Origin of the sequence: Taylorella asinigenitalis MCE3, assembly GCF_000226625.1 — a bacterium.
Lineage (GTDB): Bacteria > Pseudomonadota > Gammaproteobacteria > Burkholderiales > Burkholderiaceae_B > Taylorella > Taylorella asinigenitalis.
Map to the genome: position 1 here is coordinate 429332 of NC_016043.1, position 17010 is coordinate 446341.

25 protein-coding genes are annotated in these 17010 nt (G+C 38.0%); 20 read left to right on the forward strand and 5 right to left on the reverse strand.

What is annotated here, in order from left to right; translation table 11 throughout:
* Positions 1-296: 296 nt before the first annotated feature.
* Both TASI_RS02120 and TASI_RS02125 read left to right on the forward strand, forming a co-directional pair.
* Complete coding sequence (locus TASI_RS02120; protein ID WP_044977961.1) at positions 297-617, forward strand: DUF1064 domain-containing protein; 321 nt, start codon at positions 297-299, stop codon at positions 615-617.
* Complete coding sequence (locus TASI_RS02125) at positions 614-1048, forward strand: hypothetical protein (protein WP_014111106.1); 435 nt, start codon at positions 614-616, stop codon at positions 1046-1048. Before TASI_RS02120 ends, TASI_RS02125 begins: the two co-directional genes overlap by 4 nt.
* On the opposite strand, the gene TASI_RS02130 is transcribed toward TASI_RS02125, so the two are convergent.
* The 5 genes from TASI_RS02130 to TASI_RS02145 all read right to left on the reverse strand — a co-directional run bounded on the left by TASI_RS02130 (position 1035) and on the right by TASI_RS02145 (position 2880).
* On the reverse strand, positions 1035-1373 hold the full coding sequence (locus tag TASI_RS02130; RefSeq protein WP_014111107.1) for a plasmid mobilization protein: 339 nt from the start codon (positions 1371-1373) through the stop codon (positions 1035-1037). The genes TASI_RS02125 and TASI_RS02130 overlap by 14 nt on opposite strands.
* Before the next feature lies 1 nt (position 1374).
* On the reverse strand, positions 1375-1521 hold the full coding sequence (locus TASI_RS07915) for a hypothetical protein (protein WP_187286158.1): 147 nt from the start codon (positions 1519-1521) through the stop codon (positions 1375-1377).
* A gap of 105 nt (positions 1522-1626) precedes the next feature.
* Entirely contained in the window at positions 1627-2019 is a 393-nt protein-coding gene (locus TASI_RS02135; protein ID WP_014111109.1) for a hypothetical protein, read from the reverse strand.
* Positions 2020-2054: 35 nt separating this feature from the next.
* Positions 2055-2426: a hypothetical protein gene (locus tag TASI_RS02140; protein ID WP_014111110.1), complete on the reverse strand. Its 372-nt coding sequence runs from the start codon at positions 2424-2426 to the stop codon at positions 2055-2057.
* Positions 2427-2463: 37 nt separating this feature from the next.
* Positions 2464-2880, reverse strand: a complete 417-nt coding sequence (locus tag TASI_RS02145) for a hypothetical protein (RefSeq protein WP_044977963.1) — start codon at positions 2878-2880, stop codon at positions 2464-2466.
* 357 nt (positions 2881-3237) lie between these two features.
* On the opposite strand from TASI_RS02145, the gene TASI_RS07920 reads away from it, so the two are divergent.
* The 18 genes from TASI_RS07920 (at position 3238) to TASI_RS02230 (ending at position 17008) form a co-directional block, all read left to right on the forward strand.
* Positions 3238-3381, forward strand: coding sequence for a hypothetical protein (locus tag TASI_RS07920; RefSeq protein ID WP_014111111.1), 144 nt, complete (start codon positions 3238-3240; stop codon positions 3379-3381).
* A 126-nt stretch (positions 3382-3507) separates the two neighbouring features.
* On the forward strand, positions 3508-4038 hold the full coding sequence (locus TASI_RS02150) for a terminase small subunit (protein ID WP_014111112.1): 531 nt from the start codon (positions 3508-3510) through the stop codon (positions 4036-4038).
* Complete coding sequence (locus tag TASI_RS02155; RefSeq protein ID WP_044977966.1) at positions 4031-5467, forward strand: terminase large subunit domain-containing protein; 1437 nt, start codon at positions 4031-4033, stop codon at positions 5465-5467. Before TASI_RS02150 ends, TASI_RS02155 begins: the two co-directional genes overlap by 8 nt.
* Before the next feature lie 2 nt (positions 5468-5469).
* A complete protein-coding gene (locus TASI_RS02160; RefSeq protein ID WP_014111114.1) occupies positions 5470-7452 on the forward strand; it encodes a portal protein in 1983 nt (660 codons plus the stop codon).
* A 2-nt stretch (positions 7453-7454) separates the two neighbouring features.
* The gene (locus tag TASI_RS02165; RefSeq protein ID WP_014111115.1) at positions 7455-7748 is read left to right on the forward strand and encodes a hypothetical protein; all 294 of its coding nucleotides are present in this window, start codon (positions 7455-7457) and stop codon (positions 7746-7748) included.
* Positions 7738-8145 (forward strand): hypothetical protein, encoded by a 408-nt coding sequence (locus tag TASI_RS02170; RefSeq protein ID WP_044977968.1) that lies wholly within the window; start codon positions 7738-7740, stop codon positions 8143-8145. Before TASI_RS02165 ends, TASI_RS02170 begins: the two co-directional genes overlap by 11 nt.
* Positions 8135-9277, forward strand: a complete 1143-nt coding sequence (locus TASI_RS02175) for a hypothetical protein (protein ID WP_014111117.1) — start codon at positions 8135-8137, stop codon at positions 9275-9277. Before TASI_RS02170 ends, TASI_RS02175 begins: the two co-directional genes overlap by 11 nt.
* A 5-nt stretch (positions 9278-9282) precedes the next feature.
* Positions 9283-10731 (forward strand): coiled-coil domain-containing protein, encoded by a 1449-nt coding sequence (locus TASI_RS02180; protein ID WP_014111118.1) that lies wholly within the window; start codon positions 9283-9285, stop codon positions 10729-10731.
* A 14-nt stretch (positions 10732-10745) separates the two neighbouring features.
* Positions 10746-11816, forward strand: a complete 1071-nt coding sequence (locus TASI_RS02185) for a COG1361 family protein (RefSeq protein WP_014111119.1) — start codon at positions 10746-10748, stop codon at positions 11814-11816.
* A gap of 33 nt (positions 11817-11849) precedes the next feature.
* Entirely contained in the window at positions 11850-12284 is a 435-nt protein-coding gene (locus TASI_RS02190) for a hypothetical protein (RefSeq protein WP_014111120.1), read from the forward strand.
* A complete protein-coding gene (locus TASI_RS02195; RefSeq protein ID WP_014111121.1) occupies positions 12277-12495 on the forward strand; it encodes a hypothetical protein in 219 nt (72 codons plus the stop codon). Before TASI_RS02190 ends, TASI_RS02195 begins: the two co-directional genes overlap by 8 nt.
* 93 nt (positions 12496-12588) lie before the next feature.
* On the forward strand, positions 12589-13503 hold the full coding sequence (locus TASI_RS02200) for a hypothetical protein (RefSeq protein ID WP_014111122.1): 915 nt from the start codon (positions 12589-12591) through the stop codon (positions 13501-13503).
* Positions 13504-13562: 59 nt separating this feature from the next.
* The gene (locus TASI_RS02205; RefSeq protein WP_044977972.1) at positions 13563-14501 is read left to right on the forward strand and encodes a hypothetical protein; all 939 of its coding nucleotides are present in this window, start codon (positions 13563-13565) and stop codon (positions 14499-14501) included.
* 10 nt (positions 14502-14511) lie between these two features.
* Positions 14512-15018 (forward strand): hypothetical protein, encoded by a 507-nt coding sequence (locus tag TASI_RS02210; protein ID WP_014111124.1) that lies wholly within the window; start codon positions 14512-14514, stop codon positions 15016-15018.
* Positions 15019-15078: 60 nt separating this feature from the next.
* The gene (locus TASI_RS02215) at positions 15079-15420 is read left to right on the forward strand and encodes a hypothetical protein (protein WP_014111125.1); all 342 of its coding nucleotides are present in this window, start codon (positions 15079-15081) and stop codon (positions 15418-15420) included.
* Positions 15413-16060 (forward strand): phage adaptor protein, encoded by a 648-nt coding sequence (locus tag TASI_RS02220; protein ID WP_014111126.1) that lies wholly within the window; start codon positions 15413-15415, stop codon positions 16058-16060. The genes TASI_RS02215 and TASI_RS02220 overlap by 8 nt, the downstream gene beginning before the upstream one ends.
* The gene (locus TASI_RS02225; RefSeq protein WP_014111127.1) at positions 16038-16643 is read left to right on the forward strand and encodes a hypothetical protein; all 606 of its coding nucleotides are present in this window, start codon (positions 16038-16040) and stop codon (positions 16641-16643) included. The genes TASI_RS02220 and TASI_RS02225 overlap by 23 nt, the downstream gene beginning before the upstream one ends.
* Complete coding sequence (locus tag TASI_RS02230; RefSeq protein ID WP_014111128.1) at positions 16640-17008, forward strand: hypothetical protein; 369 nt, start codon at positions 16640-16642, stop codon at positions 17006-17008. The genes TASI_RS02225 and TASI_RS02230 overlap by 4 nt, the downstream gene beginning before the upstream one ends.
* Positions 17009-17010 lie beyond the last annotated feature (2 nt).

Below are 17010 nucleotides of genomic sequence, written 5' to 3' on the forward strand. Positions count from 1 at the left end.
CGTGTTGTCGGGGAAGCGATAACTAAGCGGTAACGGCGGGGCATGCATGAAGTATATCTACCGTGGGATAAGCAGCTGAGATAGATTAAGGGTGGCGAGGTTAGTGCCCGAGCTGTGAACGACTGACGAGTCACGTAGGCTCCGCAGAGGGTGACCCTAGTGTAAAGGACTCAGGATAGGGCTGAGTCCGTTCACCACAGAGGGTTTTATGTTTTTATCTTTAGATTAAATATATATAAATGGGATATTTGCGTTTTTTATCAATTCAATAGTTTTTATTTATTAAGGTTATAGAAATGGGATATAGGAAGTATAGGAATCAAAAGTGCGAGTGCGACGGATTCACGTTTGACTCTAAGCGTGAAATGTACCGATATCAAGAGTTAAAACTCTTAGAGAAAGCAGGTGAGATAGATGATGTACGACTGCAGGTATCTTTTGAGCTTATCCCCGCAAATGACGACTACAGAGCCATCAAATACGTAGCAGACTTCACGTATTGTGAAAACGGAAAGCGTATTGTTGAGGACGTTAAGGGTTTTAAAACTAAAGAGTACCAGTTAAAGAAAAAATTGATGCGGCACGTATACGGAATAAAGATAAGGGAAATACAATGAGCATGAGAAATAGACGTAATAGAGTAGTCCCTGAGAGCCGTAGAAGTGCCTTAAACGATTGGGAAACTGTAGAGATAGATGATGACCTTAAGAGCTTACTAATTCGATGGTATAGATGGGGGTGTAGAATACCTGCAATTGGGGCAATTGGACTAATGCCTGATGCTAGATTTGTGCGGTCCCGTGGACATCTTGAGATTGATGATGACGACTTAGAGAATGAGCTTATGACTATTGTAGATTTCGAAGTTTCAGAGCTTAGTCGTGATTTACAGACTGGGCTTAGTGCTTATGCGTGCTGCCTCGCCAAAGAGGAACCGCTATCTCATCCGCAATTCGCAAAGCAGCAGTTATATGGTATGTTCATAAAGGGTAGAGATAGCTTACGTTCTAAGTTAGAGATGAGGGGATTGTTGTCTACTCTAGATTAAGTTTTGAAAGTATATAAGCACTTACCGATTTCTTGGCTTCTTTTGCTTGTGCTTGAATAGCTTCTTTTTCATTTTTAGTAACTTTAACGTGAATATGTTCGGTTTTTTTAACCTCTTTGTATCCGTATTTATTCCCAAGCATATCTAGTCTAGGATTTGCTTTTTTGAATGCTTTCTCGGCGGACTCTTGCTGCTTATAGATTTCTTTTTGAGAAACAGGCGGATGAGTAATCACGCTTGATTTATATCCGCCTCTTTCTCTTTTAAAGAACACAAGCCATCCTTTTTTACTGGCTGTTTGATTCTGATTATCAATTTCCCACATATTAATTCCTAGTTTGATTTTTAAGCTCACTCATATATGCGTCACCTGCGGATTTAACAATCTGTAGAACATTGTCAATATCCGCATCATCAGGTATGACCGTAGAGTTACAGTCAATAGAGCCCTCATCGAGGTGTGTAGACTTCAAACTCCCAGCCATTTCCTTTGACTGTATTATTTAATAAGTCCACTTCCCACTTCATTTTTTCTCCTTAAAGCCGTCGGATTCATCTTTGAATGCATAACGATTCCCTTAAATTTTATCTGTATTCATCTCTTCCCATTCGTCATCGGTAATTTCAAAGACTCCAACAGGGAAATCCCATTTATTGTAGTAGTCGGCGATTTGTTCGCCTGTATTAAAATCTTTGATGGGCAAAGATTTTCTTACCGCCTCTCTTAGAATAAACTTATGTATCTCTGACTTATAGCATACGAATTCTGCATTATCGTAATACACATATTTCAAGTCAACGCGCTCACCGTTGCGAATATGCTCGAACCTTGGGGGTGTAAATGGGTCCCAGACTAATTTTACAAGCCATATCTCGCCAGTCATAGCTTCTATTAATCTGTATTTATCGTTTGTGCAGTCGTTTGTTACTTCTGCAAGAGTTTTAAAACTTTTGATGTTACTAATTCTCATTTTGTTCTCCAAGGCGGGCGGACCCGCCGTTAAAATCAAAGTACTTCTTTCGCAATTATTTTAGAGATTTTAAAATATATTCCTTGTAAGGTTTTCTCAATTTCGTGGCTTATTTCAATCTCTATATCAGCATCTATTTTTGCAAGGTCCCATGGTGGGATAGTGCTATCGAACCCCTCGACCCAAGAGAACTCGTCCCTAAATTTTCCGAAGTTTGTAAAGGCTTCTAAATCGATTCTTTTTGAGCCTTGCGGGTGTCTAGCTTCCCAAGTTTTGCTGTGCACCCATTCGATTATTTGCGGAATATCTAATTCGGCTTTTTCTATAGCCCAATATTCTTTAATGTTCAAGTTAAGGTTATCGCTGATAATTTTCTCTAATTTTTTATGTTCTGATTTGTAGTTCATTTTTTGCTCCTTAAGTATGGGGGGATTCCCCCCGTTGTTAATTCCTAATTTCTTTTGCTTTTTCTGCTGCTAACCTTAACAGCCTTAGCAAGACTTTAATTATTCTTCTTCGCACCACTAGATAAGCATCTTGTTCCTTAAAATGGAATGTTAAGTTGTCTTTTAGGTGATATGGTAGCGATTCTAAATCGACGTCGGGTTGGTGTATAGAATCATCAAATTTATAAAGTTCAGGCTGCCACGCTGGGACCCCATTGTTATAAGGGTCCTTAATTATTTCGTGTAGTTCTTTAGCGGTTTTGCTTTCTAGAAAATCCGCATAACGGCGCGCTAAATCGTTAAGAAATATATAACTTGATTCGGCAATTAATACGGTTCTCAAAAAGACCCTATCCTCAAATTTCATGTTTTCGCTCATGTGAGCGAAAAGTTTATTTTTGAAATCTATATTCATGCTTGTTCCTTTCGGGCTTTTAGTAATATATACAATTATAAGCCCATAACTAATTGTATATCTAGATTATAATTAATTAATAATGAATTGTCAACACTTTTTTAGTAAAAGTTTGTAAAAGTTTGCAACAAAATGTAACAAGCAAATAAAGTGATAAAAAACTACAACAAGAAAAAAATATAAAAAAATACTTGAACCGTAATCTGAAAAAAGCTATAATTAAAAACATAGGGAAGCTGTATTTAAAAAACGGCTTCGATTCAGACTAAGTCTATGTGTTTAAACAATTTGTAATTTACTTTAAAGCAGGGCGTCAATTTTGATGCCCTTTTTTGTTGCGTAAAAAGAGGAAAGGTTATGTACAGAAAAACTGGGGGATGTGGTGGTTGTAGTGGTATGCCAGTTCGCCGCCCGCAAAACAAAACGAATAAAAAGTTCCAAGAACAAAAGTATAAAGAAACGCTAAATACAAATGGACTGCTTAAAAAAAATAATAAATAAGATTAACCCATGCAAGTATTACCGACTTAATAGATTTTTTGAATGGTTTACTTTGGGTACGGACTGCAGGTGCTGCATAGGTGTAAGAATAGTTACGGCATTTGTAATTGGTATAGGAATTGGTAGATGGTTAAGTTAGCAGATACAGCTTATGCAGATAAGAATCTAAGACCATTACTAACTAATAAGCCTATTAATAAAACTAATAACAATAATAAAAATAAACTAACTGAAAAACAAGAAAAATTCTGCAGGTTGTATGTAGAAACAGGAAATGCAAGTGAGGCTTACAGGCAGGCTTATGAAACAAAAACAAAAAGTGCAAATGCACAATATGTAGAAGCCAATAAATTAATCTCAAACCCTAAAATTGCCCTAAGGGTAAATCAGCTAAAAGAAACACATCAGAAAAAACACAACATAACAGTAGATAGCTTACTTTATGAACTCGAGGAAGCTAGGCAAATGGCACTAGAAACAAACCAAGCGGGTGCTAGCATTTCTGCGACTTTAGGAAAAGCAAAATTACTTGGACTAGATAAGCAAGTAATAGAACATGCAGGTGTTATTGCTGGTGTAAATATAAGCGAACATATAACAGATAAACAAATAGCAAATATTGCTAAATCAATCTTAAGACGTAAAGAAAATGAATGAAAAGGAAGCGTTATTAAAATTCGCAAAAGATGACTTAATAACATATTCTTGCTTAGTCGATTCAACATATACACCGAATCGATTTCACGAATTTTTAGCCAGTCGCTTACAGGCTGCAATTGAACGTGGCAAAGGTCGCATTATGATTTTTGCACCGCCGCAACACGGAAAGTCTTACCTAGTTTCAAAATTATTTATTGCATGGGCTTTGGGCAAAATCCCTGACCTTAAAGTTATATCTGCTAGTTACGGGGATGATTTAGTACAGCAAAACGGTCAAGCGGTAAGAAATTTTGTTTCAGGTCCAATCCATCAGTCTATATTCGGTAATAGAATCGAACAGTCAACAAGGGCTAAGGATTACTTTTTAACGAATACGGGCGGGCAATATTTAGGCGTAACTATAAGGGGTGGTGGTACTGGTTTTCCATCACGACTATTTGTAATTGATGACCCGTTTAAATCAAGGGCTGAAGCGGAAAGTGAGGCGTTTAGAAATCACGTAAAAGACTGGTATAGGTCAGTATGTTACACCCGATTAGCTGAGGATTCTATATTGGTTATTATGCATACTAGGTGGCATGCTGATGATTTAGCTGGCTGGTTATTAAGTGAACATAAGCATGAGAACTGGGAACTTATAAGTCTACCTGCTATAGCCGAATCGGACGATATTATGAGTAGGCTTGAGGGTGAGGCTTTAGTACCTGAAAGGTTTTCTGTGGAATCCTTAAATCAAAAAAGATTAACAGTAGGTAGTCGGGATTGGGTAAGTCTATATCAACAACGACCTATAGAAGCAGGCGGGAATATATTTAAACAAGAATGGCTAAGGTTCTACGATGAGGCTTATATGCGTAAATCAGCCATGGCTATGAATCGATACATTATAGTGGACCCTGCTAGAACTCAGAAAAAAGAAAGCGACTATACAGCAATGGTGGTTATAGGACTTAATTTAGACGGAAACTACTATTTATTAGATGCCGTATACGACCGCCTAACCCTAAAACAACGAGCGGAAACATTAATAGACTTACATAGAAAATGGATGCCATTACAGGTAGGGTACAAAAAGACTGGGCATGAACAGGACATAGAATATATAAGCGAGGCTCAAAATAGACAGAACTATAGATTCGCAGTTATACCGTTATCGGAACATGGAGCTAAGAATGCCCGTATAGAACGACTAGCACCTGATTTTGAGAATTCTAAATGGTGGTTGCCTAGTACTATGTGGAAAACCAATTCTGAGGGTATAGCTAAGGACCTAATTGAACAGTTAATAAATGAGGAATATAAGGCTTTTCCAGCTGGTCGCCACGATGACTTTTTAGACTGTATAAGTGGAATAAAGGATATGAATACAAGATTCCCAATGCTTAATACTATAACTAGACCTAAGTCTAAATTCTTTTACGCATAGCTATGACCGAAAAAGAAACTATAAACGATTTAAAAATTAAAGCTGAGGAGGCACACTATGAATCTGTTAGGGAATCCTTGGATACAGATTATTATACTGAACTTGCTCAATATGTACGTGAGCGGTGGGTAGAAAATAGGGACTATAAATCAGACATAAGTACAATCATAAAAGAGTGTGATAATCAACGAAGTAGTAAATACGATGATGGCGATGTAGTTGATTGTGAGACTGATGTATTTTTAGGTATTACTGACCTTAAGTGTTCAGCTTGTGAAGATTGGCTAAAGGATGTGCTTGTAAATGCGGCAGATAAACCTTGGACCATAGAACCTACGCCTATACCTGATTTGAGTGATGTTCATAAAGAAAATATACGACATATTTTAAAGCGTGAAATATTAGCACGTGGGTATCCTCCTGATGTAGTAGCGGATAAAGCAAGGCTAGAGGAACTTAAGACTACAGTAGGGAAACTAGAACTAGAAAAAGCAAAAGAGTCCTGCGATGAAATGTCTAATCTTATAAGCGACCAGTTAACTGAAAGTTCATGGCGTAAAGTATTTGAACAATGGCAATCGGATATAGTCACTTATCCAGCTGGTATTTTAAAAGGACCAGTAGTTAAGAATGTTAAGACCCTAAAATGGAATGGGGCTGATTTAATAACAACGGTTGAACCATCGCTTACCGTTGAGAGGATAGCACCGCAGGATTTCTATCCTAGCCCTGAAGCAACAAATCCCCAAGACGCAAATAACATAATTGAAGTTATGCGTATGACAAAGAGTAAGTTATATGAGTGTATAGGGTTACCTAATTTTAACGATGAAGCTATACGTTTAGTTTTATTCGAATTTGGGCAGTCATTCTATGAATGGACTTCATTTGATAAACCACGTGATGAAGTATTACCGAATAGGTGGGGTGAGGCTCAGACTATAGATGTACTTGACTTTTGGGGACGTGTAACAGGACGTCTACTAGAGGAGTGGGGTATAGAGGTAGAGGATAGGGACGCTGAGTATGAATGTAACGTATGGCTAGTGGATAAATACGTAATACGTGCATTATTAAATCCTGAGCCTTTGGGTAGGCGACCTTACCATGTGGCACATTTTAGAAAAGAACCTGGGAAGTTTTGGGGGAAAGGTATCCCTCAGATATTAAGGGATTGTCAGAGGATAGCCAATGCATCTGCACGCTCACTAGTTAAGAATATGAGTATAAGTGCAGGACCTATAGTAGAACTAGACGTTAATAAGTTAGATAGAACCGAGGAGTCCCCTGAGCGTATAGAACCGTGGCGTGTATACCATGTGGATAGTGAGCTTAATCCCAATTCTGTTGGACCAGCTATAAGGTATAACTTAGCACCGTCTGTGGCTAATGAATTATTAGGGGTTATGAATAGATTCCTTTCTATGGCCGATGAGTTATCAGGAGTACCTGCATATACGTATGGGCAGATGGGCGGTATGGCTCATACATTAGGTGGTTTCTCACTTCAATACTCTAATGCACTCAAAGGAATAAAGGGTGTGCTAGCTAATATGGATAGGGACGGTATAGAGCCTTTGATAACTCAGTTTTGGACCTATAACATGTTATTTTCTGAGGATGATGGAATTAAGGCAGATGCTAAGGTGGTAGCTAAAGGCTCTCAAGGTATCCTACAAAGAGAGCAGGCTCAAGCAAGAAGCATTGAGACGCTACAGGTAATAAGTCCATTCTTACAAAGTGGACTAGTACCGCCTCAGGCAGCAAGAGACTTACTTGTTAAGTGGTCAGGGGAGAATGGATACGATATAAGTAAGTATTTCCCTGATATTCAAAGTGAAAATGAAATAGCCAGTGTGTACGGTGGAGTAACGCAGCCCACTATAGATGAGACTCAAGGCAGTCTAAATTATGGTGAGCCTAAGTTAGATAATCGCTCAGCACCTGCACTAGAGGTATTGCAGAATAGCCAATTAGGGGTATAGATATGAAGTTACAAGGGTTTGATGTAAACGAGGGTAATTCTGTATACGACTTAGTATTCGGATATGGACTAGTAAGAAATGTAACTGATGATGGGTTTGAGGTAAGGTTTAATGACACCCGCTCAATTACATATAACTCAGAGGGTTTAGGTCAATTTAAAAATCCTACACTCTTTTGGCACAATCCAATAGTATTAATCCCTGCTAAAGAGGATAAGACTTGGAGCTTACAGTCAGCAGTAGCTAAGGGCGTATCAGAGTTAATCGCAAAAGCTGGGGGTAAAGATGTACGTTAATACTTCCTTATCAACAGGCGAGACTACTCAATCTTATGACTGGCAGGAGTTATTTGGTGTAGATAGCACCTCTAACATATCCCCTGTAATAGCAGTAGATAATATGCCTATACAGATTAGAGCTTATGGTTTAAATGAAAACGACTTAATCTTAGTAGAGATGATACATAAGGGGTGGTATTCGCCTTATTGCCCTTTCAATGGACAGAGTTACTTAGATAAAAATAAGAACATATTATTAATCGGATTAAGTGGTAGGTATAGATTTATCTTAACTACTAAGGATGGGAGTAAGCCATCAGTAGGTCAAGTATTAGTTACACATAATAATGTAGAGATGAGCCAGCAGGTGTTTATGGCTTATATGTCTTGTTGTGGAGGAGAGAATGGCAATTAATGCTGGCAATTTTAGGGCATTGGCTACTGGGTACTTAAACTCAGATGGAGATAACGTATTATTTAGTGCGGAGAGTACCAGTAAGATATCGGCGGTATTTTACGTAGATGAAAGTCCTAGGATAATAAGGGGACATAATCTAGCAGAGGGCGAGGAGGCTATAGTCGAGCTAGTAGACGGAAATAAAGGGGGTGAGATTTTCACTCCCTTTTTACGTAATGGCAAACCAGTAAAGCTAAATAGCAAATGTAATGTAATTGTCCTATCAATCCCAGGGCGTTATAGAGTTGTATTAAACGGAGAGTTAGGAGCTAGTCATATAGTGACTTTCCTAAGCTCATCTACTCATGAGTATTTATTAGAGGCAGGGTATTGTTGTACCGATTGTGAACCACCTGCACCAAGCGTATGGGTAGATACAGGGATTAGGAGAGAAAAGGACGGTCGTATAGAGGCTCTAGAGGAGGACCAGTATGGAAATAAACGCTGGGTTGACTTAGAGGAAGTCAAATGGGTTGATACTGGTAAGAGGGATTATAGTGACGATAAGTCAATGATAATTAAAGAACAGAAAAACCAAGTAGGTCGTACCCGTTGGGTTGATGATGAGCCGAGGGCTTGGACTGATACAGGCAAACGTCGCTCAAAGGGTGATGCAATTGAAAAAGAGCAAATAGACCAATTAGGGGCTACTCATTGGGTAACAGATGAGGCTGTAGTATGGACTGATACAGGAGATACCCGTTGCAATAATCACAAAATAGAAAAAGAGCAGGCAGACCAGTTAGGTGCTTTGCGTTGGTATGTTACAGAGGAGACTTGTGGATACGATGCAAGTTATCCATTACCTGATGGCGGATATGGATATGTAGAGGGTGATGAGATAGACCCTGAGGCCTCTGTAGAGATGAACGATTGTGATGGTGTGTTCTTATTTAGGCTTTATCCGACACCAAGAAAAGGGGCTACTGTAAAAGTACTCGCTTGTGATGGTGAGGTATTAGGCTATGCAAGAAATAGAAGCGATACAGCACCAATTGTTAATAATACATTTAAGTGTCCTGATGTAATTATCAATCAAGGCTCTTGTGAGTGTAATTTAGTAGATACGTTTAATAGAAAGATAAGGTAGGCGATATGGGATTAGTAACTTGTGAAAATGCCGCTAAAGCGTTTGTAAATTCAATTGATAATGACGAGGACTCAAAGCAAAAACTTTGCGAAATCGTACACGAATGTCTAGAGGCTGATTTAGAGACTCTTAAAGAGAATCTAGAGAGTGCTATAGATGAATTGAACGCTAAACTTAAAGATTTAAAAGATACAGAGGTAGCGTTAAATGCTGCCAATATTGCAGGAAATCGCAAATTAATCGATGAGTTAAAAGATAGACTAGCTCAATTAGATAACGACTCTAAGGCAAGTCTTAAAAATCTAGCAGACAAGATTAACGACCTATTAGATAGTCAGTTAACAGAGGCTGATGTAAATAGGATGATTTCCGAGGCTATAGATAAATTAGGAACAGTAGTTAGTTCTGTAGAACTAAAAAACGGAAAGCTAATAGTTAAGACTTCTGACGGTAAGTCAAAAGAGTATGATTTATCAATTTTAAATGTTGGGGCAGGATTAACTGGTAATGGCGTTGACAAAACTCTAAATATTAAGCTATCTAAAGCTAGTGACAATATATTAGAGATAAGAGAGGACGGCTTATATGCAGGGATTACAGGAAATAGTTTGACTCTTTTTGTAGACTCAGCTAATGGAAGTGATAATAACACAGGTACTAAAGAGCACCCTCTAGCAACATTAGATAAGGCTTTTGATTTGGTAAATATGACTAGCAAAAATGGTTACTATGTAATCTATTTAAAAGCTGGTTTAATGTACCATTTCTCAAAAGATGTAATTCTATTAAATGCTACAGTTGTCTTATCAGCTTATGGGGATGAGAAATATAAAATTCCTAATGTTGATTCATATGAACCTGTAAAAAGCGAAAGATATCACCCTGTAGCGTTTAAAGATTATAACCGTCCAACAATTAAGTTTTTAAGAAGTGGATTTGATTCACATTTAGGACACGATGCTTTAGCGTATCTACATTGTAAAAAATTAAGTGTATTAGGTATTAAATTAACTAATGAGGGCAATAACCCTAATGCTAGACACGTACGTTCTCAGAGATACTTTGTAGCAGATTATGCTTATTTTGACGGTGTTTTATATCAGCCTGTAGTTGAGAAAGATATATTCTTTTTGGGTGATTTTGGAACATTTAGTTTCTCAGCGTTTAAGGTTGATTTCTCTAGATACTCTTACTCAAGCCCTTATTATAAAAAGGTACTAACTATAGCAGATAAACTTTACACTTCATCTGGATATAGACCTCAGTTTGATGTTGGTGGTGGTGGGCACTCTGATTATCCTGCAACACCCCAAGGGACATTAGAGACAAGTTTCTTTACCGATTTACGCATAGAGGATTGGGTATATTATTCCCAAGTTGATAGAGCAAATAAACAAGTTTGGGGCTGGACTGCTAACTGGAATCCGTTTAATTACGCACCTAATAACTCTTAAAATTGGAGCAATAAATGGCAAAAAAAGTAATCACTTTAGATAACTTGGGTGACGGTTTTAATATAGATACCTTAGGTAAAAAGATACACACATCAGGTGGCGATATATGCAGTGCCATAAATCAAATGTCTAAGAATCACGAGGACACTGACCATTACGTTGTATGTTTGGACAAAGACGGAAACTGTTTCTTAAAGCCTGAGTCAAGTAAATATTCAAGTTACATTGAGATTGAGTCATTAACCGACACTGAGCACGTTAAGTATGGTGATACTGTAACCATAACCCTTAGAATCAGAAACACTGGACTTAGTACTGTCTATGGTGCAATGCTAACGTTTGATGTTGAGGGCTTATACATTCTAGATGTATGGTCTGAGTACTTTGAGCATACGGGGAACGATGTCATTATGGCAGAGATAGAGCCTGATGTACCCTATGAAGTGGAAATTACTGTTGAGGTTACGAGCCAAAACCCAGTAGGAAAAGCTATATATACTCAAGCCTATGGTGTTCAACACACCGTAGTCCACGAATTCTTAAGAGGCACGTATGAAGAAGAACCGCCAAAACCTATGTTACTACATTTTCAGAATATGGATAGCCCCCGTAGTAAAGACATTACCTACATAGCTGAAAATCACCCTGACCCAGGGTTTATGGTATTTGGGGAGTCACCTTTAATAAAATTAAGTGAGCCATTGATTGTAGAAGTGCAATATAAAGCAGACGTACACATAAGCGACCCACACTACGTGTTAAACGTTTACTGTGTAACAAAAGCTCAAAACCAAGTGCCAAGCTCAATGATATACACACTCGAAACATCAGACCCTAACATATTTACATTTAAATTTAATGAAATCAATGAGACTGGTTTTAGGCTTACATTCTATAACGAGCAAGTTAGAAACGATATTGATTCTATTAGAGTGTACCAAGTAGTAGACGAAACCGCTAAAAGTACACATTTTGAGGGTGTTCGCATAGACCGTACATCTCGTGGATTTCTAGAACTCCTCCCTGACCCTAGCCCAGAGCCAGAGCCTGATGAGCACATAGAGATATGGAAACCACCAGTTTAATAATGCTGATTTATACACCATAGGAGATAAAAAATGGTTAAAAAAGTAGTAACCCCAAGTAATTTAAACCCTGAACACTTTAAGATTGACCGTGAAGCTAAGCTAATCGATGTCATTTTCCCAGCAGACGCTGGTATACGTGATATCGGCTTAGAGGGTACAAATCTTAATATCACCCAAGCAAACGGTGAGACTAAGCAAGTAGATTTATCACCTGCGATTATAGCTAAAGACTCTGCTGTACAAAGCGGTTCTTTAGAGGGTACAAATCTTAACTTAGTAGTTAACGACCCTAACGCAGACGGTGGCACTCGCACAGTAACAATCAATGTAGCTAATCTTATCAATGGACTATTAAAAAATGGTCAAGCTAAGATTACACTAAATGAGCAGTTAACAGACGCATTTGATGAGCCTTTAGGATTCATCTCTACTACAGCAGACGTAACAGTAGTAGCAAATGCTTAAGTTAACAGAGGAGTTAGAAAAGAGACTAAGAGGATATCTACTATCAAGTAGAGAGGGCTTAGAGTCTTTTTTAGAGTATTTAGAGGATAATTTAGAATCCCGATTAGTTTTTCTTAGTCGCTCACGAGACCCTATTGATATCCATATGGCTCAAGGGGAAGTGAAAATACTAAGGGAGCTAATAGGATTATTAAAACGAATGACTGGTTAAATAGCCAGTCATTTTTTTTGACTACTACATGGATTATTCCCTAGTAGATAAACATTTGATTTCCGTAATAAACGGCTCAAAGGAGATAAATAAATGGCAATACCTGACGAACTTCAAGAAAGATTAGATAATTATGCACAAGAGAATCAAGAGACTAAAACGGCTGCGGAGGATAGCATTTCCGTTGAAAGTCAAGATGATTACGTTGAGCATAAAGATACAGTTGATACTGTGGAGACTAATGAAGTAGATGAAAAGAAAAAGGCAGACGATAACTTCAAACGCATGGAGGGACGATATAAGGCTAGGATTAGACAGCTAGAGGAGGAGCGTGAAAATGCTCTAGCACTAGCAAACGCTAATACTTTACTTGCCCAAGAAGTTCCTACATTACGTGAGAGGATTAAAGAGCTTGAGTCTAACTCAACATTAGAGTCTGATGATACATTATTTACAGATGATGTATTAGAGACTTATGGGGATTTAGCTAATACAGTTCAGAGTGCCTTATCAAAACAGGAAGCCAAGCATAAAAAAGAGCTAGAGGTACTGCAGCAACAACAAAGGCAATTAAATGAGCAGATTCTCAAAAGAGATGAGGCTAATTTTAATGCTCAGCTTAGGGCTGCGATACCGCAAATAGATACCTTAACTAAAGATAACTTAGAGTGGCAAGATTATATCAATAGCACAATACCGTATACCTCTATATCGATTTATGAGGCGTTAAGTCACGCCCATCATAATCGAGATATAAAGACTATTCGAGAGATTGTAGGAGGGTTTAATCAAGTCAATAAGTCGTCTGAGAAAGGGGATTTATCAGCTCTTGTAACGCCTAATAAGGTGTCAGCTAATGCACCTAGTGGCAAAAGATATTTATTTAAAGAAAGCGATTACGAGACTAAGAAAAATCAGCTATTTAATAGAGAGATAAGCTCTCAAGAGTTTATGGCTTTTTCTAAAGAGTATGAGCAAGCCTTAAAAAATGGGCAAGTTGCACCTTAGAGATTTTCTAATCGAGTAGTCGTAAATTTTTTTTGACAATTTATTTACGGAGAAAGATTATGTCATTACCATCAGCAGCGGGTTATACCCAATATGATAGCTTGCTTCATCCGCATTATTCAGACATGATGTTGATGAGAGCATATTGTTCGTTTGTAACAGGTGATATCACTACAGTTAAATACACTGGTAAATTAAAAAACTGTGGAGACCAGATTAAGTTCCCAGTACAGCCACGTGTACAAATTAATGATTATCACAAAAACGCCACCCTAGTTCCACAAGAGCCTGAGATTACGCATAAAACTTTAGTAGTAGACCAAGGTAAATACTTTAATATCAAGATTGATGATGTAGATGCTAAACAAATTTGCGAATTTGAAGCGTTTAAGAATTCACTTCTTGAGTCAGCGGTGCTTTCTATGAAACAAGCACTAGATGAGGAAGTATTGATGAAAATGGCTATGGAGGCTCACCCACGCAATAAGGGTATGAATGCTGGTATTAAATCAGGTATCACAAACTTAGGCGAGGCAGGCAATCCAGTGCAGATTACTGCGGCTAATATCATCGATGTTATAGGTCGTTTACGTATCGTGTTACGTGAGTCATGCCGTTGGCAAGACGGTAAGATGTTCATTGTAATCCCTGATATCTTTGCAGGTGCATTATATGGCTCAGACCTTAAAGCCGCTTATCTAACAGGTGCTGCAAAATCACCTATTTTAAACGGTAAGATTGAAAGTCAAATTTTAGGGTTTGATGTGTACTTCTCTAATGAAGTTCCAACAGTTCACGATGAGGCAGCAAATAAAACTGCTTACTGGATTATTGCGGGCAACAGAGATGCTACAGGTTTTGCTCAACAAATCGATAAACAAGATATCGTACCAGTGCCTAATAGCTTTGGTAAGTTTTATCGTGGTTTATGGGTTTACGGTCACAAGCCATTAATCGATGATGGTATTGCGGCTTTATATGCAACAGTTTCAGTTTAAGGAGAGATAAATGACTTATCACTATTTACATCACGGCGGTAAACCGACTAACAACGATGGGAATATTTATCCGCAGGCTAAGATTAGTCGTAATGACAATTTAATGCAGGCGGCTCATAAATCACCAGTAGCTTTTGCTAATAGCCGTATGCTTGATTTTTCGCCTAATGGTACTCAAGAGGCACTTTTACAGTATGTAAAAGAGACTAAGATTGAAGTGGACGATAAAATCACGCTTTCAGCTATTCCTGCTAAATGTCTACTTATAGGCTTTGCATGGGAGGTTTTAGAGGCAGAGGATGGAATCCAATTTGACTTAGCAACAGAGTACTCTGGTCTATCTTTAGGCTCACTAGATGTGTCTACTGTAGGCTCAGGCTTTGTTGAAGTAGAGGATACTTGGATTAAAGAGGGGGATTATGTAACTGCTACAGTTAAGGCGTTCCCGTCTACAGTTCCTAGTAAAGCTAAATTTAGCGTATCGCCTATATTTTTTGTACCGTTTATTGGTAATTAATTATGGCTAACTATAGAGAGGGGGGATTAAGTTTCCCCCTCTTTTTTTAGAGGGATTATTATGGCTAAACAATTTGGCTATTTAGATGCACACGGACATTTTTATCCTGACCACCCAGCCCTAAGGTTTACAGCAGGACTGACACCAGGGCACTGGGATAAGGAGCAAAGAATATTTACTCCAACAGGAAATCCATTAATTAAAACAGGTAATGTGATTTTTGATACCAATGGAGAGGCTATCTCAGGTCTAGCTGAGGATAAGGGGGCAAATATGAAACCTTTCGAGGGTGTATATATAGCACCTAAAGAGCCTATCGAATCTACTGATGAAGTAGAGATGGTAGAGGAGATAGAGAAAACAGAGGTTAAATCTAAACGCTCAAGACGTAAAAATGATTAATCAAATATCACGCCTATTAAATGACTTTGAGAGTGGCTTTGAGAATATACGCTGGTCTAAAGAGGAGATAGCAGAGTATATCGATGAGGCTAAGTATGTGATTTTAGGAAGTCGCCCTGATGATTTTGTAGGTATACACGAGATTACTCTTAAAGCAGGTAGTGTTCAAGAGTTACCTAAGGGCTTAGAGCGATTAGTAGAGTTTAGAGGAATAAAAACTAAAGATGGGCTTATTAGGGTTTCAGAGGAGAAATCCAAAGAGTTAATAAGAGTAGCTAAGAGCTGGTTTCAAGATAACTGTAAAACCTCTAATCCTAATGAGTATAAGGTAGAGAGTGTAGAGTTTGATAAAAGCAATAAACGTATATTTTATGTATATCCCCCAGTGCCTGAGGGCAAAGAGGTTATAGCTGTAGTTAAGGCACTGTCAATAGGCGATGATATTGAGTTTGATACACGCTTTAAGCCTGCGATTATAGAGTGGGCTTTATATAGGGGATATGGAAAAGATAGTGAGAGCGGACACGCTCAAGGACTAAGTCAAGCTCACCTAACTCACTTTTATGCAATTCTTAAAAACATAGATATGGCAGATGAGGGTTTAGAGGAGAGAGTAGATGTCAAGAGTAAGCCTAGATGAGTTTTTGCCTTTTGTTATGGCTAATTGCCCTGACTTACCTATAGAGTTGGCAAGAGCTTATATACGCAGGAGCATTATAGAGTTTGCTAAAAAGAGTGGAATATTAAAAAGGGTATCCACTCAGCCTATACAGGCAGATGTAAGGGATTATTTTATTATCACAAATGATGATGAAAATGTAGTCTTTGTAAATGCAGTTTATGTTAATGGCTCTTTAGATAAGAGATTTTATAACCACTGTATATATGAAAAATGCGGAGGCTTAAGTGTAGGAGATGCACTAATACACTTAAGTGTTAATCCTGAGAGGACAAATAGTGATGGGTTACAGATTCACTATACAGCTTGTCCAACAAACAGTGCATGTGAGGTAGATAGTATATTTTTTGATGACTGGCGAGAAGCTATAGAGAATGGAGCTTTAGCTAGATTGTTTTTGCTACCTAACTATTCATTTACAGATTTTAGATTAGCCACTTATAAAGATAGAGCATTTTACGATGCAATTAAGTCTGCAAGAGTAATTACCTATAAGAACTATGGGAAAGGATTTACATTTGTTAAGACTAAGAGGTGGCTATGAGAATCCCTCAGATAGTAAAACTTAACCCTGATGTAGGAGCGGTTAAGTTTCTTTTCCCATCTAATGTAGAGATTAACTCAGTAAAAATAGGAAAGAAAAAATATCCCACTTATGGATTAGACGATGAGGGATATTATGAGTTTCAATTCAATTGTCTAGATATCGGTACACATGAGGCAATCTTTTTAAACTCTTGTAAAAGAGAAGTTGCCCGTGCATGGCTTTATGTATCAGATGATAAAGCTGACTTAAAGGACTACTACACATTACCACAGCAATGTATAGATGATTGCGATTGTATCCATGAAGATTGTCAAGAGCAAGAAGTCTATATCCCCCGTTATGAAATTAAATTAGGATGTTAAAT